The sequence below is a fragment of the Diaphorobacter sp. ED-3 genome (assembly GCF_027625375.1).
In the GTDB taxonomy this organism is placed as follows: Bacteria; Pseudomonadota; Gammaproteobacteria; order Burkholderiales; family Burkholderiaceae_C; genus Diaphorobacter; species Diaphorobacter nitroreducens.
The window spans coordinates 311,970-325,775 of sequence record NZ_CP115182.1; the positions used below are offsets into that span (position 1 = coordinate 311,970).

A 13,806-nucleotide genomic window follows, 5' to 3' on the forward strand; every position below is an offset into this window, starting at 1 on the left:
GGATATGTTTGTGAGATGATTTGTCAAAAAATCATCTTAAAAAAAGATTGATGGCGATCATACCGCCGGAGACCGCGCCATGGAACCACAAGCCACCCCGTCGATTGATGTGCCCGCGCCCCGCGGGCCCGCCCTGCACTGGAGCGAGCGGCCCCATGCCGTGGCCCTGGCAGGCATGCTGGCGCTGGCGGTGGCCATGGGCGTGGGGCGGTTCGCGTTCACCCCGCTGTTGCCCATGATGCTGCACGACGGGGTGCTGACCCTCACCGAGGGCAGCTGGCTGGCCACGGCCAATTACGTGGGCTACCTGCTCGGCGCGCTGGCCTGCATGGCACTGCCGTGGGTGGCACCGGGCTTCTATGCGCGCTGGCATCCGGCGCGGCTGGCGCGTGCCGGGCTGGTGGCCACGGTGCTGCTCACGCTGGCGATGGCGCTGCCCGTGGCCGCCGCGTGGCCGGCGCTGCGCTTTGCGGCCGGGGCCGCCAGCGCCTTCGTGCTGCTGAACGTGGCGGCCTGGTGCATGGTGCGCCTGGCGGTGCTGGGCCGCCCGGCCATGGGCGGGCTGATCTTCTGCGGGCCGGGCGTGGGCATTGTGCTCACGGGGCTGGCCGCCAGCGCGATGGTGGCGGCGCAGTGGCGTGCGGCCTCGGGCTGGGTGGTCTTCGGGGTGCTCTCGGTGCTGCTGTGCGTGGGCGTGTGGCCCGTGGTGCGCGGCCGCGCGGTCAAGGCCGACGCCGGCGCCCAGCCCCGCGCGGCCGCGCAGGCGGGAAACGCCGGCACCCTGGCGGCGCGCGGCGTGCACGCCGTGGCGTACGGCCTGGCGGGGCTGGGCTACATCGTGACCGCCACCTTCCTGCCCGTGATTGCGCGTGCCGCGCTGCCCTCCGGTTCACCCTGGCCCGACCTTTTCTGGCCGATGTTCGGCGCGGGCGTGGCCGTGGGCGCGGCGCTCAGCACGCGCGCGCCCAGCGCCTGGGACCGGCGCTGGCTGCTGCTGGCGGCGTATGCGCTGCAGGCGCTGGGCATCGTGCTGGGGCTGGTCTGGCCCACGCCGGCGGGCTTTGCACTCAGCAGCGCGTTGGTGGGTCTGCCGTTCACGGCCATCACCTTCTACGGCCTGCAGGAAGCGCGGCGCCTGTGGCCGCAGTCTGCCGACAGCTTTGCGAGCCTGGTCACGGCCGTCTACGGCCTGGGCCAGATCGCGGGTCCGCCGCTGGTGGCGTGGCTGCTCGCGCACGCCGATGCCGGACAGGGTTTTGCCCGCGGGCTGGCGCTGGCGGCGGGGGCACTGGTGGCCGGCGCGGCGATGTACGGCTGGTCGGCCTGGCGCTGGCCGCAGCGCGCCTGACAGGCCGTCAGTGCTGCCCTTGCAGGCGCGCGTCCCAGGCCTCGCTCTGTCCGCTGTCCAGGCGCCGCTGGAACAGCCGCTGCCATGACGGCGGCAGCGGCAGCGCGAGGATTTCGCGCAGCGTGGCGGGTGTGCAGTCGCGCCGGTCGATCACCTCCAGCAGCCGTGCGATGGGCCACGCAGGCTGCGGCCGCGCGAGCAGCCAGACGGTGTCGCCCGCCTGCACCGTCCCGGGTTGCAGAACACGCAGATACCAACCCGCCCGCAGGCTGCGTTGCACGCGCAGCGCCATGCCGGGCACTTGGAAGCGGTCGTTCAGCTTCCAGCAGGGCTGGCGGCCCTGGCTGACCTCGAAAACGGCGCTGCCGATGCGCCACTGGTCCGCAATGCACACCTGGGCCTCCTGCACGCCGTCCAGGCTGAAATTCTCGCCAAAGGCACCGGGCTGCGCGAGCAGCGCCTGCGCCGTGGCGTGGCCCGCCAGCTCCTCGCGCCAGGGCGTGTACTGCGGCCATGCATAGCAGTGCACGGCCTTGTCGGGGCCGCCGTGCACGCGCAGGTCGCCCTGCTCGTCACCGTCCAGTCCCTCCGCGCCTACGGCGACGGGGCCGCTGCGTGCCTGCTTGGCAATGGCGCTGCGGCTGCCGGGGCGGGTGTAGGGTTGCGCGCGACCGGTGAGCACGGCGCGCAGCGTGCCCAGGGCCGTGGGTTGGGAAGGCAAGGGGGTCATGTTCATGGGCGGGGCTGATCGGGCAGTGGGCAGCCGCCATCGTCGCAGCCCGTGGCGGGCACGGCCGCCGGGGCGGCTGGCGTGGGTTCCGCCAGCAGCCGGCCCAGCAGCGCGCCCAGCCGCAGATCGTCCAGATGGCCGAAGTGGTGCAGGCGCACGCGGCCCTGCGGGTCCAGCACCACCAGGCTGGGCGTTCCGCTGAGCGACAGGCTCTGCATGGTCCGTGGAATGCTGCGCGGCGCATCGGGCTGGTCCAGGCCGATGGGAAAGCGCAGCCGGTATTCGTGGATGAAGGCCTGCAGCGCCTCTGGCGTGCCCTGCACGGCGTGGTGCTCAAACACCGTGTGCAGTCCGATCACGACGAGTTGATCCGGCGCAAACGCCTCATGCACGCGCCGCGCCTGCGGGATGCCGTGCTCCACGCAGCCAGGGCACAGCATCTGAAAAGCGTGCAGCACCACCACACGCCCGCGCAGGCTGTCCAGCGTGAGCGGCGCGGGGGTGTTGAACCAGTGCGCCACCTGTAGCGGCGGCGCAGGCGCAAAGAAGGGCGCGGCGGCGGTCATGGGCAGGCCTTGCGGAACGGGAAAAGCGCCACCCTACAACATGGGCGAATGTGCCTGCTGGGGCAAGGGCGTGTGCGCCGACGCTCAGCGCGTGACCGGCAGGCGCAGCGTGAAGCAGGCGCCTGCCGCGCCATCGGGCCGGTCCTCGCACACCACGCTCCCCCCATGGCGCCCCGCGATGGAGCGCACGAGCGCCAGGCCCAGGCCCACACCGCCCGAGCGTTCGCTGGCGCCCGGCAGGCGGTAGAAGGGCTCGAAGATGCGCTCACGCTGCTCCGGCGGCACGCCCGGACCGTGGTCGCACACGCGCAGCACGGCGTCGTACCCTTCGCGCGTGAGGGTGAGGGTGATCTCGCCCTGGCTGTAGCGCCGCGCGTTCTCCAGCAGGTTGCGCACGGCGCGGCGCAGCAGCTTGGACACGCCCGGCACCTCGACGGGGGCTGTCATAGCGTCTGCACCATCGCCGGAGCCTACGTGCAGTTCGGCGTCCACGCGCACGCATTCCTCCACGGCCAGGCCCACCAGGTCCACGGGCTCGACCGTGCCCACATCGGCGGCGCCGGAATCCAGGCGGCTGGCCAGCAGGATCTCGTCCACCAACTGGTCCAGTTCGGCGATGTTGCGTTCAATCTCGGCGCGGAATGCAGGGGAGGGCGTGCCGCCCTGCATCAGCTCCAGCCCCATGCGGATGCGCGTGAGCGGCGAGCGCAACTCGTGCGAGGCATTCGCCAGCAGCGATTTGTGCGACTGCACCAGCGTCTCGATGCGCGCGGCGGCGGCGTTGAACTGGCGCGCCAGCGCCGCCACCTCGTCATGGCCCTGCTCGGCCACGCGCACCGACAAGTCGCCCTCGCCAAAGCGCTGCACGCTGCGCTGCAGCTGCTCCAGCCGCTGCAGCAGCCGCCGGATGATGGGGAACACCCCCACGGTCACGGCAATGCCCACCAGCGCGAGCATCCACAGAAAGCCGAAGGGCGGGCGGAACCACGCGGCGGGACCGCGCTCGTCGGGGCGCGGGCGGGGCGGGCGCGGAGACAAGTGCATCTCATACACCTCACCTGTGGCGCTCTCGATGCGGTAGAGCACGCCTTCGCTGGGGTCGCGCCGCTGGCGCAGGCCCACGCCATCCACCAGCGTGCGGCCCGCGGCGTCCGTGATGCGGATCTCGCGCGAGGGCGGCTGCTGCTGGTTCTGCTCGGCCGCCCAGCGCCAGGCCATGCCCACGGCGAAGGCGAACACCAGCACGCCCCCGACCACGGCCAGCCAGATGCGCAGGTACAGGCGGCGGGAGAAGGGGCTGATGAGGGACATGCGTGCGGGGCTTTTCAAAAGAGGCAGGTCAGTCCTGCTGCTTGGCGAAGACATAGCCCACACCGCGCACGGTGAGAATGCGGCGCGGGTTCTTGGGGTCGGCCTCGATGGCCGCGCGGATGCGGCCCATGTGCACGTCGATGGAGCGGTCGAACGCCTCCAGCTCGCGCCCGCGCACGGCCTCCATGATCTGGTCGCGCGTGAGCACGCGGCCCGCGCGCTCGGCCATGGTCACCAGCAGGTCGAACTGGTAAGAGGTCAGCTCCGCCGGCTGGCCGTGCACGCTCACCGTGCGCGCATCGCGGTCGATCTCCAGCGAGCCGAAGCGCAGCACCTGCGTGGCCGGCTGGGCACCGCTTTCACGCCGGCGCAGGATGGCACGGATGCGCGCCAGCAGCTCGCGCGGCTCGAAGGGCTTGGGCAGGTAGTCGTCGGCGCCGATCTCCAGGCCGATCACGCGGTCCATGGGGTCGCCCTTGGCTGTGAGCATCAGCACTGGCACCTGGGCGGCGGCGCCCGGCAGCGCGCGGATGCGCCGGCACACCTCCAGGCCGTCGATGTCGGGCAGCATCAGGTCCAGGATCACCAGGTCGGGCAGCTGGCCGCCCTCGGGCGCCTGCAGCCGCGCCAGGCCGCTGGCGCCGTCGGCCATGTGCGTGACCTGCAATCCGGACTGGCCGAGGTACTCGCCCACCATCTGCGCGAGGCGGTGGTCGTCTTCGATCATCAGCAGTTGCGAACTCATGGGTGGGTGGGCCTTTCTGGACTGCCATGTTCCCCGCGCGGCATCTCGCAGGGTTGTCGGCCGGGTAAAGTTAGGTAAACCGGTGTAGGTATCGTTTTGATAGCTGCCAGCGCTTGTCCCTCAAGCGCTGGAGGCTGATTGGGCTCTGGATGCCAGCGCCACCAGCAGCAGCACCGGCAGGCCCAGCAGGGCCGTGCCTGTGAAGAACGCGCTGTAGCCCTGCGCGTCCACGAACTGGCCGGAGAAGCCCGCGAGCCATTTGGGCAGCAACAGCATCATGGAGCTGAACAGCGCGTACTGCGTGGCCGAATACTGCACGTTGGTCAGGCTGGACAGATAGGCGATGAACGCGGCCGAGGCGATGCCGCCCGCGAGGTTGTCGGCCGAGACCACCAGCACCAGGCCCGTGAGGTCGTGCCCGCGCTGGCCCAGCCAGGCGAACAGCAGGTTGGACAGCGCCGAGAGCACCGCGCCCAGCATCAGCACGCGCATCACGCCCAGGCGCATGGACAGCACGCCGCCCACGAAGGCGCCGGCCAGCGTCATCACCACGCCGAAGACCTTGGTCACGGCGGCCACCTCGTCCTTGGTGTAGCCCATGTCCACGTAGAACGGGTTGGCCATGATGCCCATGACCACGTCGCTGATGCGGTACACGGCGATCAGCGCGAGGATCAGCGCCGCCTGCCAGCGGTAGCGCCGGATGAAGTCGGCAAACGGCGCCACCACCGCGCCATGCAGCCACTCGCCCAGGTTGCGCGCGGGCGGCAGTGGGCGCGGCGTGGGCTCGGGCGACAGCAGCACCGTCATCACGCCCACCAGCATGGATGCGGCCATGACGAGGTAGGCCGTGGTCCAGGCGCCGGCCTGGTAGCCGCTCAGGCTGGCGTCCTCCGCGCGTGCAGCCACCCACAGCACGCCCGCGCCGGCCCAGATCATGGCCAGGCGGTAGCCCGTCTGGTAAGTGGCGGCCAGCGCGGCCTGGTGGTCGGTGTCGGCGGACTCGATGCGGAACGCATCCAGCGCAATGTCCTGCGTAGCCGAGCCAATGGCCACCAGCAGTGCGCACCACACTATGGCGTCCAGCCCCTGGCGCGGGTCGGCCAGCGCCATACCGACGAGGCCCGCGGCCACCACACCTTGCGCCAGCAGCAGCCAGCTGCGCCGCCGCCCCAGCCAGCGCGTGAGCAGCGGCAGCGGCAGGCGGTCCACCAGCGGCGACCAGACCCACTTGAACGCATAGGCCAGCCCCACCCACGACAGGTAGCCGATGGTCGTGCGGTCGATGCCCGCCTCGCGCAGCCGAAAGCTCAGCGTGCCCAGTACCAGCAGCAGCGGCAGCCCGGCTGAAAAGCCCAGGGCCAGCATGCGCAGGCTCGCGGGCTCCAGGTAGACGAGCCAGGCCTGGCGCCAGGAGCGGCGGGCGGCGGCGGATGCGGGGGCGTCAGGCGGCATGGATGCGGAAAAGAGGCGCGGTCGTGAAAAAGCGAGTGCGGCGTTGCCCTAGTATTTGAGCATGGCCCGTTCCGCATCCGCGTTGCTGCACCCCGTCGCTTCGGTGCGCCACTATGGTGGCGAGCACCAGGCCCATGCGCACGCCCATGCGCAGGTGCTGTATGCGCTGCACGGGCGCATGGAGCTGGAGGTGGCCGGCCGCGCCGCCTTCGTGGACACGGCCTGCGGCATGGTGGTGCCTGCGGGCACCGAGCATGGCTACCTGGCCCGCCCGGACACGCGCATCCTGGTGATCGACGTGCCGGCGCAGGCCGCGTTGGACTGTGTGCGCCGCTTCGCCGTGCCCGCGGCGGCGCGCACCGTGCCCGAGCCCGGCGGCGCGGCCGCGCGCCTGGCGCTGCTGCTGCAGGCCCCGCGCGTGCTGGCGCGCCGCGGGCTGGACCTGGCCGCCCTGTGTGCCGCCGTGGACGCGGCCCTGCACGAGGACTGGCCCACCGCCCGCATGGCGCGGCTGTTCCACCTGAGCGCGGCGCGCTTTCACGCGCGGCTGCTGGAGCTGACGGGCGACACGCCCCAGCAGTGGCTGCGCGCGCGGCGGCTGGACCTGGCCGAGCGCGCCCTGGCACGCGGCCAGTCGCTGGAGGCCACGGCCCTGCGCTGCGGCTACGCCAGCGCCAGCGCCCTGGCCTATGCGCTGCGGCGCGAGCGGGGCCTGGGGGCGCGAGCGCTGCGAATATAAGCCAAAACAGCCTCCAGCGCTTGATGGATCAGCGCAAACAGCTATCAATAATGAAGTAAAGCGCGCGGCACCACGCGCGTTGCTCGATAGTTGCCCTGCGGCGTGCGGGCACCATCGCAGGCATGAACACCGCATCGATTCGCAGCATCGCCATGGTGCTGCTGGCCGCCATGCTCTGGGGCACCACCGGCACGGCGCAAAGCCTGGCACCCGCGGGGCTGTCGCCCTACTGGGTGGGCGCTTTGCGTCTGGTGATCGCCAGCGCCTTCTTCGCCCTGCTGGCCTGGCCCGCCTGGCGTGCGCGCCGCGGCGGCGGCCTGCGCTGGGGGCCGGTGCTGCTGGCGGGCGCCTGCGTGGCCACGTACAACCTGAGCTTCTTTGCGGGCGTGAAGTCTGCCGGCGTGGCCCTGGGCACGGCCCTGGCCATCGGCAGCGGCCCGATCTGGGCGGGCCTGCTGCAGACCGTGGCGCAGCGGCGGCTGCCGGCCGCCGTATGGTGGCTGGGCACGCTGCTGGGCGTGGCGGGCGGCGCTGCCATGGCGCTGGACGGCGGCAGCACGGTGCGCGCCCCCTGGACCGGCATCGCCCTGTGCCTGCTGGCTGGGCTGGCGTACGCCATGTATGCGCTGACCAACAAGCGCCTGGTGGCGCAGGCCGGCGCGGCCGTCGTGAACCTGGCCGTGTTCGGCATGGCGGGCCTGCTGTCGCTGCCCGTGGCGTTGCTGCTGGGCGGCGCGCCCACGGTGGCGCCGGGCGCGCTGGGCATCGTGCTGTACCTGGGCCTGGTGGCCACGGGCGTGGCCTACCTGCTGTTCAGCACGGCGCTGCGCCACATCAGCGGTGCCACCGGCGTGACGCTGGCGCTGGCCGAGCCGGTGACCGCCTTTGCGCTGGCCGTGGCGGTGGTGGGCGAGTCACCTTCCGCCATGGCCTATGGCGGGCTGGCGGCGGTGCTGGCGGGCCTGTTGTTGGTGATCTGGGCGGAACTGCGCACAACCCGGCCTGCTGCGGGCGCCGCCGCTGCCTGAGCTTGCACTTGCTGGCGTTTGTTACAGCCGGCGGTCAACCTGGCCGGGCGGGCTGCCGTTGCTGAAAGGCCAGGGCCGGCGCATCCGCGCCGGCCAGTGCGCAAAGGACAACCTATGAACCATCGCCAGCGCGCGGTCGCGGCCCTCCTGGGCCTGGCGGCCGCCTGTGCCCAAGCCGAAGTGAACGTGAGCGTGGGCATCGGCCTTCCTGGCCCCATCTATGCCGAGCCGGCCCCGGTGTATGTGGCGCCGCCACCCGCCTACGTCGTGCCCCGCCCCGTCTATGCGCCGCGCCCAGTGATGGTCGTGCCACAGCCCGTGTACGCGCCCCACTGGCGCGACGATGACGATGACCACGACGAATGGAAGAAGTGGCGCAAACGCCATCACAAGGAGCAGAAGAAGGCATACAAGCGCTGGCGCCGCGAATGGGAAGACAACGACGATTGAATCGCGCATGTTCCCGCTGCCGTCGTGGCGCAGTGCCTGCCCGCCTACATGCAGGCGGTGACGCGCGCCGCTAGACTGCTGCCCATGAACAGCCCCACCGTCTCTGTGCCCCCGTTGCCCGTGGATGCGGGCTGCCGTTGCTGCGCCGCGCGAGGCGGCACCTGGCAGGCGCGCCGCGCCTTCGTGCTGACGGCGGCTGGCACGCTCGTGCTGCCGGCCGCGGCGCAGGTGGAGGTGGGGTCGGCCTCGGGCATGCGCCGGCTGGTGCCGGCCGAGGCGCTGGAAGACTCCGCTGTCCAGCAGTACAGCCAGTTGCTGGCGCAGGCCAAGGCCAAGCGCGCACTGGCGCCGGACAACCACCCCCAGCTGCTCAAGCTGCGCGCGATCGCGCGGCAGATCATTCCGTACGCCGCGCAGTGGAACAGCCGCGCCGCGCAGTGGCGCTGGGAGGTTAACCTGATCGGCAGCAAGCAGATCAACGCCTTCTGCATGCCCGGCGGCAAGATCGCGTTCTACACGGGCATCCTGGACCAGCTCAAGCTGACCGACGACGAGATCGCCATGGTCATGGGCCATGAGATGGCCCACGCGCTGCGCGAGCATGCGCGCTCGCGCTTGGCCAAGAGCCAGGCCACCAGCATCGGCCTGTCGCTGGGCGCGCAGCTGCTGGGCCTGGGCGACCTGGGCAATGCAGCCGCCAACCTGGGGACGCAGCTGCTCACGCTCAAGTTCAGCCGCTCCGACGAGACCGACGCGGACCTGGTCGGCCTGGAGCTGGCCGCCCGCGCGGGCTACAACCCCCAGGCCGCCGTGAGCCTGTGGCGCAAGATGGGCGAGGCCACGGGCAACGGCGGCATCGCGTTCCTGTCCACCCACCCGTCGGGGCCCGACCGTATCCGCGAGCTGGAGCAGAACGTGCCCAAGGTGCAGGGGCTGTACCAGGCATCGCGACGCGGGTAATGCTATTGAAAATATAGCTGTTAGCGCTTATGGAATAAGCGCTGGAGCTTGTTTTTATTCGGATTCTTTCCTGCGCACGGGCGCGGACCAGACGCTGTCTCTTGGCCCGCTGCGCACGCGCCGCGCCGTGGCGCGCGCCATCCACGCCAGCGCCAGTGCCCCCGCGAGCGCAGTGAGGTCCACGCCCAGCAGCGCGCCATCCGCCCAGGCACCGGCGCCTGGTGCCAACCAGCCCAACAGGCTGGAGGCGGGGATGGCCAGCGTGCAGGCCACCGCCAGCCACAGCAGCGGCGCGGCCGCGCGCGCCGCGCCACGAAAGAAGGCCCAGACCACGCTGGCGAAAAACACCGCGTAATAAATGCCCACGTGCCAGGCGGCCATGTCCTGCACGCGCCCCGGCAGCCACTTGGCCGCGGCCAGGGTCAGCGACAGGCCGGCCACGCAGCCGATGCACACGCCCACCGTGGCGGCGGCCATCAGGGCCGTGTCGCGCCGCTGCTCGGGCAGGGCGCCGCCGGTGCCCACGCCCTTGCGCTGGGCCTTGCGCCGTGTCTCGACCCACAGCAGATTGCCGCTGTAGAACAGCCATGCGCCCGTCAGCCCCAGCAGGAAGTACAGCCACAGCACGGCCGTGCCACCGAACGAGGCCATGTGCAGCGCAAAGAAGCTGCTGATGAGCAGGTTGGGCGTACTCTGCGCGCCCGGGAGGTAGTCGGCCGACAGGAGCTTGCCGCTGTACGGATCGATCGCGGCAAACCCGCCCATGGCGCGCGGCGCGATGTCCTGGGGGTGTTTGCCCCACACACGCACCAGGGGCCGCGGGCCCGTCACTTGCGCGTAGTGCAGGGCGGTGGGCTCGAAGCCCGGCGCCGCTTGCCTGGCGATACGCACGAGCTGCGATGGCAGGAGCATGTCGGCGGGGTCGCGCGCGGACGCGGCGCCGGGCAGCGCCGGGGGCCTGGCGGAGGACTGCGACCACCGGCCCTGATGCAGCAGCCCGTCCTGCAGGGCATAGATCTGGTCGTGGTAGGCGAACACCACGGCGCTCAGTGCCATGACCATGTGAAACGGCAGGCTGACGATGCCCACCACGTTGTGCGCGTCCAGCCACATGCGCTTGGTGTTCTTGCCCACGCGCAGTGCGAAGAAATCCTTGGCCAGCGAGGGCAGCAGCACCACGACGCCGGAGACCAGCGCCACGAAGTACAGCGCCGAGACCGCCCCCATGACCCAGCGGTTCGGGTCCGAATCCACGGGCAGTCCGACGACGCGGTGCAGCACGTCGATGAACTCCACCAGCCGTGATGGCGGTTGTTCGCGCACCTGCACGCTGCCGTCCGCGCCCAGCGTGGCGGAGTAGTGGCGGGCGGCGCCCTCGTCGTGGTCGTCGGCGCCGGGCGCGCGTACCTGCCATTCCAGGCGCGGAATAGCGCCATCGCCCCGCAGCGTGAGCACCGTGGCGCGCACGGAGGGGGGCACGGTGGCCAGGGCTTGCGCGATGAGCGGCTGTGCCTCGTCCATCGGCACGGGCTGTATGCCGGCCGCGGGCGGCGTGGACCATTGGCGCAAGGGCTCCTTGAACACCGTGAGCGCCCCGGCGTAGAACGCGATGAACAGCGCCAGGCCGCTCAGGATGCCCGTCCAGGTATGAACGGACTTGTAGATGCGAACGTGGTCGGCCCTCATGCCGCACCCCCTTGCCGCAACAGCCACCACAGGCCCAGGCCCACGGCATTGGCGCCCAGCAGCCAGGCCCAGGCGTGCCGGCCGCTTCTGAAGAAATACACGCCGGACAGCACGCCCAGCCACACCGGGGGCACCAGCCACATGGCGAGCTGCCCGCCCACCGCAAGCGGCATGCCGCGCAGTTGCGTCATCAGCAGGGCTGAGGCGGTGAGGGCCAGGCAAAGGCCCAGCACCAAGCCGGCCAGGGTTTTGGAGACCCAGTCGGGCCGGATGGGGTCATGGCGTGCGGCGGGCATGGATCAGTGCTCCTGCATAGGGCAGTACGGCGAGCGCCAGCATCAGCGTGGTGCCCAGGACGAAGGCGGCGGCCAGGCGGTGCAGGTCCTGCACCAGCGCCAGCCAGGCGAGCAGCAGCAGCGCCGCGCCCGCGATGCGTGCGGGCCGGCGAGGCCAGGGCGCCGCCCACAGGCGCTGGTGGGGCGAGGCCGCGTAGAGGCACAGGCAGGCCAGCGTGCTGGTGGCCAGGCCGAGGAGGGTGAAGACGGGCATGGCGTGCGTCGGGCATTGGGCAGCGGTCCTGGCCGCATGCATGCGGCCGGCGGGGCGCGCTGAGCCTCGTCAGAACGAGACCGTTGCGGACACCTTGAAGGTGCGTGGTGCGCCAGGCATCACGAAGCCATCGCCGAACGTGCCGATCCAGTAGTTCTTGTCGGTCACGTTCTCCACGCTGGCGTTGAAGCGCACGGGGGTGGCGCCGAAAGTGGCGGCGTAGCTGGCGTTCAGGTCCAGGCGGTTCCACGACGGTACGCGGATGCGGTTGCCGGAGTCGGCCCATTGTGAGCCGGTGTGGATCACGCGGCCCCCCACCTTCAGGCCCTGCACAGGGGTCTGCCAGTCGGCGCCGATGCGCAGCCGCCATTCCGGCACGCCAAAGGTTTCCCGGCCGGTGTTGCGCTGCTCGGACTCGATGCGCGTGATACCGCCCAGCAGCGACAGGTTCTCGGTCAGCATGCCGTACAGGCTCCACTCCAGACCGCGCAGGCGCTGCTCGCCGTCCTCCACCAGGGCGGCGGGGGCAACGCCGGTGAACGAGGGGCGCTTGATCTGGTAGGCGCTGAAGGTGTGCGTCAGCGCACCCGTTTGCAGCTTCACGCCGAGCTCCGCCTGCTTGGTGACGCGAGGGGCGAGCGATTCGCCCGCGTTGGCATAGCCCACGCCCACGGTCTGGCCGGGCTCCAGCCCCTCGGTGTAGTTGCCGAACAGGGCAATATCGTCACCCCAGGGGCGCACGACGGCGGCCACCATGGGCGAGAAGCGGCTCTTGCTGTAGTCGCTGGCCACGCCGTTCACCAGCGGCGTCTTCACCGTCTGGTGGCGCCCGCCCACGGTCAGCAGCACCTTCTCGCCGGCGAAGGCGAGGGTGTCGGCCACGGCCAGCGAGCGGAACTCGGTCTCGGTGGTGTAGCCCTTCCACACCGGCGCCGCCGGGAAGTTGGGCACCACCGGCTCGTACATGTTCGTGGTGTAGCAGTAGTTGCAGGCCGTGTTCACGCTCCCTTCCTTGTGCTTGAGGAGATTGGCGGACAACTGCAAGCGGTGGCGGACAGCGCCCGTCTCGAACTTGCCGATCACCCCGGCCTCGGCCGTGCGGCGCTCGGACTGGGTGTGCACGCGGTAGATCGCGCCGCGTGTGGTGCCGTCCGCGCCGGTGACGAAGGCGCGGGTGCCGAACAGCAAGCCCTTGCCCTCGGCTTCGGAGCCGCCCAGCGCGAAGTAACCCTGCCAGTCCTGTGTGAAGTCGAACTCCGCGCGGGCCAGCGCGCCGCTGTTGTCGTACTTGCCATGGGTGCCACGGAACATGTTGGTGTCACCGGAGGGCGCCTCCAGCAGGTAGCCGACGCCGCGGATCGACGCATTGCCCAGGAAGTTGAAGATGCCGGGGCTGCCGTTGTCGATCTTGTTGACACTGTTGTACAGGTCCAGCGAGAAGCGGGAGCGGTCGCCCAGGTAGTCCAGTCCCAGCGCGCCGACGCGGCGGGTCTGGCTCTCGTCCTTGGCGCCCATCTCGCCATCGCCGTAAACACCATTGAAGCGCACGCCCAGGCGCTTTTCATCACCGAAGCGTTTGCCCACGTCGGCGTGGGCCTGGAAGTAGGAGTGCGTGCCATAAGTCAGCGTCAGGTCCGCAATGGGTTGGGCCAGCGCACGCTTGGTCACCATGTTCACGGTGCCTGCCACGCTGGACAGGGGCGGCATGCCGGAGAGCAGCACGTTCGGGCCGCGCAGTACCTCCACGCGCTCGAACATCTCGATCGGCACCGAGTTGGCCGGCGCGATGCCGTACAGGCCGTTGGTGGCGATGTCCATCGCGTTCATGTCCAGGCCGCGCAGGTTGAAGTTCTGCAGCATGTGGTTCTTGTTGGTGGTGAAGACCACGGCCGCATCGTTCTCCAGCACGTCCTGCAACGTGAGGGCCGACCAGTCCTCGGCGAGTTCGCGGGTGTAGGCGTTGACGTGCACGGGCGCCTCCATGATGGAGGTAGCGCCCAGAATGCCCAGGCGCGCGCCCGAGGCGGCCTTGTGGCCGGGCGCGCGCACGGGCAGGTCCTCGCGCTCGTACTTGCTGCGCACGGTGACCTGCGGCAGGGCGGCTGCCTCGCCCGCGGCGGGCGCGGCCGTCTGGGCCAGGGCCGCCGAGCCGGCGCCGGTTGCCAGCAGCGCCAGCGCGATGGAATGGAGCCGCGGTTGGCGGATCGAAGGGTTCTGCATGGTTCTATCCTCAAGCACA

The 13,806-nt window shown here is 70.8% G+C and carries 14 protein-coding genes; 5 read left to right on the forward strand and 9 right to left on the reverse strand.

The genetic code is table 11. The features are described 5' to 3' along the window. Positions 1 to 79: 79 nt before the first annotated feature. A complete protein-coding gene (locus PCQ86_RS01490; protein WP_270174708.1) occupies positions 80 to 1,348 on the forward strand; it encodes a YbfB/YjiJ family MFS transporter in 1,269 nt (422 codons plus the stop codon). Positions 1,349 to 1,355: 7 nt separating this feature from the next. On the opposite strand, the gene PCQ86_RS01495 is transcribed toward PCQ86_RS01490, so the two are convergent. The 5 genes from PCQ86_RS01495 to PCQ86_RS01515 form a co-directional block, all read right to left on the reverse strand. Next, positions 1,356 to 2,084, reverse strand: coding sequence for an MOSC domain-containing protein (locus PCQ86_RS01495; RefSeq protein ID WP_196994589.1), 729 nt, complete (start codon positions 2,082 to 2,084; stop codon positions 1,356 to 1,358). Continuing rightward, positions 2,081 to 2,644, reverse strand: coding sequence for a redoxin domain-containing protein (locus tag PCQ86_RS01500; RefSeq protein ID WP_270174709.1), 564 nt, complete (start codon positions 2,642 to 2,644; stop codon positions 2,081 to 2,083). Before PCQ86_RS01500 ends, PCQ86_RS01495 begins: the two co-directional genes overlap by 4 nt. 84 nt (positions 2,645 to 2,728) lie before the next feature. Next, positions 2,729 to 3,955 (reverse strand): ATP-binding protein, encoded by a 1,227-nt coding sequence (locus tag PCQ86_RS01505; protein WP_270174710.1) that lies wholly within the window; start codon positions 3,953 to 3,955, stop codon positions 2,729 to 2,731. 28 nt (positions 3,956 to 3,983) lie between these two features. Beyond that, positions 3,984 to 4,700 (reverse strand): response regulator transcription factor, encoded by a 717-nt coding sequence (locus PCQ86_RS01510; protein ID WP_047350236.1) that lies wholly within the window; start codon positions 4,698 to 4,700, stop codon positions 3,984 to 3,986. Between the two features lie 120 nt (positions 4,701 to 4,820). Beyond that, on the reverse strand, positions 4,821 to 6,155 hold the full coding sequence (locus PCQ86_RS01515) for an AmpG family muropeptide MFS transporter (RefSeq protein ID WP_270174711.1): 1,335 nt from the start codon (positions 6,153 to 6,155) through the stop codon (positions 4,821 to 4,823). A 61-nt stretch (positions 6,156 to 6,216) separates the two neighbouring features. Here PCQ86_RS01515 and PCQ86_RS01520 point away from each other — a divergent pair, with 61 nt between their 5' ends. The 4 genes from PCQ86_RS01520 to PCQ86_RS01535 all read left to right on the forward strand — a co-directional run bounded on the left by PCQ86_RS01520 (position 6,217) and on the right by PCQ86_RS01535 (position 9,332). Beyond that, positions 6,217 to 6,894, forward strand: a complete 678-nt coding sequence (locus PCQ86_RS01520; protein WP_270174712.1) for a helix-turn-helix domain-containing protein — start codon at positions 6,217 to 6,219, stop codon at positions 6,892 to 6,894. Positions 6,895 to 7,016: 122 nt separating this feature from the next. Further along, a complete protein-coding gene (locus PCQ86_RS01525) occupies positions 7,017 to 7,922 on the forward strand; it encodes a DMT family transporter (RefSeq protein WP_270174713.1) in 906 nt (301 codons plus the stop codon). A 114-nt stretch (positions 7,923 to 8,036) separates the two neighbouring features. Next, positions 8,037 to 8,372, forward strand: a complete 336-nt coding sequence (locus PCQ86_RS01530; protein WP_012655318.1) for a hypothetical protein — start codon at positions 8,037 to 8,039, stop codon at positions 8,370 to 8,372. Between the two features lie 84 nt (positions 8,373 to 8,456). Next, a complete protein-coding gene (locus PCQ86_RS01535) occupies positions 8,457 to 9,332 on the forward strand; it encodes a M48 family metallopeptidase (protein ID WP_270174714.1) in 876 nt (291 codons plus the stop codon). Positions 9,333 to 9,386: 54 nt separating this feature from the next. Here PCQ86_RS01535 and PCQ86_RS01540 read toward each other — a convergent pair whose 3' ends face one another. The 4 genes from PCQ86_RS01540 to PCQ86_RS01555 all read right to left on the reverse strand — a co-directional run bounded on the left by PCQ86_RS01540 (position 9,387) and on the right by PCQ86_RS01555 (position 13,787). Beyond that, positions 9,387 to 11,018, reverse strand: coding sequence for a PepSY-associated TM helix domain-containing protein (locus tag PCQ86_RS01540; protein ID WP_270174715.1), 1,632 nt, complete (start codon positions 11,016 to 11,018; stop codon positions 9,387 to 9,389). After that, positions 11,015 to 11,314 carry a hypothetical protein gene (locus tag PCQ86_RS01545; RefSeq protein ID WP_252101675.1) on the reverse strand — a complete coding sequence of 100 codons (300 nt, stop codon included), beginning with the start codon at positions 11,312 to 11,314 and terminating at the stop codon, positions 11,015 to 11,017. The genes PCQ86_RS01540 and PCQ86_RS01545 overlap by 4 nt, the downstream gene beginning before the upstream one ends. After that, complete coding sequence (locus PCQ86_RS01550; RefSeq protein ID WP_088887867.1) at positions 11,295 to 11,567, reverse strand: hypothetical protein; 273 nt, start codon at positions 11,565 to 11,567, stop codon at positions 11,295 to 11,297. Before PCQ86_RS01550 ends, PCQ86_RS01545 begins: the two co-directional genes overlap by 20 nt. 69 nt (positions 11,568 to 11,636) lie before the next feature. Continuing rightward, positions 11,637 to 13,787 (reverse strand): TonB-dependent receptor, encoded by a 2,151-nt coding sequence (locus PCQ86_RS01555; protein ID WP_270174716.1) that lies wholly within the window; start codon positions 13,785 to 13,787, stop codon positions 11,637 to 11,639. Between the last annotated feature and the right edge of the window lie 19 nt (positions 13,788 to 13,806).

What these genes read in the sequence shown, in the direction of transcription:
- PCQ86_RS01515 (WP_270174711.1), bottom strand. Translation starts at nt 6,155, where the DNA reads ATGCCGCCTGACGCCCCCGCATCCGCCGCCGCCCGCCGCTCCTGGCGC.
- PCQ86_RS01545 (WP_252101675.1), bottom strand. Translation starts at nt 11,314, where the DNA reads ATGCCCGCCGCACGCCATGACCCCATCCGGCCCGACTGGGTCTCCAAA.
- PCQ86_RS01510 (WP_047350236.1), bottom strand. Translation starts at nt 4,700, where the DNA reads ATGAGTTCGCAACTGCTGATGATCGAAGACGACCACCGCCTCGCGCAG.
- PCQ86_RS01540 (WP_270174715.1), bottom strand. Translation starts at nt 11,018, where the DNA reads ATGAGGGCCGACCACGTTCGCATCTACAAGTCCGTTCATACCTGGACG.
- PCQ86_RS01530 (WP_012655318.1), top strand. Translation starts at nt 8,037, where the DNA reads ATGAACCATCGCCAGCGCGCGGTCGCGGCCCTCCTGGGCCTGGCGGCC.
- PCQ86_RS01495 (WP_196994589.1), bottom strand. Translation starts at nt 2,084, where the DNA reads ATGAACATGACCCCCTTGCCTTCCCAACCCACGGCCCTGGGCACGCTG.
- PCQ86_RS01500 (WP_270174709.1), bottom strand. Translation starts at nt 2,644, where the DNA reads ATGACCGCCGCCGCGCCCTTCTTTGCGCCTGCGCCGCCGCTACAGGTG.
- PCQ86_RS01525 (WP_270174713.1), top strand. Translation starts at nt 7,017, where the DNA reads ATGAACACCGCATCGATTCGCAGCATCGCCATGGTGCTGCTGGCCGCC.
- PCQ86_RS01555 (WP_270174716.1), bottom strand. Translation starts at nt 13,787, where the DNA reads ATGCAGAACCCTTCGATCCGCCAACCGCGGCTCCATTCCATCGCGCTG.
- PCQ86_RS01520 (WP_270174712.1), top strand. Translation starts at nt 6,217, where the DNA reads ATGGCCCGTTCCGCATCCGCGTTGCTGCACCCCGTCGCTTCGGTGCGC.
- PCQ86_RS01505 (WP_270174710.1), bottom strand. Translation starts at nt 3,955, where the DNA reads ATGTCCCTCATCAGCCCCTTCTCCCGCCGCCTGTACCTGCGCATCTGG.
- PCQ86_RS01535 (WP_270174714.1), top strand. Translation starts at nt 8,457, where the DNA reads ATGAACAGCCCCACCGTCTCTGTGCCCCCGTTGCCCGTGGATGCGGGC.
- PCQ86_RS01490 (WP_270174708.1), top strand. Translation starts at nt 80, where the DNA reads ATGGAACCACAAGCCACCCCGTCGATTGATGTGCCCGCGCCCCGCGGG.
- PCQ86_RS01550 (WP_088887867.1), bottom strand. Translation starts at nt 11,567, where the DNA reads ATGCCCGTCTTCACCCTCCTCGGCCTGGCCACCAGCACGCTGGCCTGC.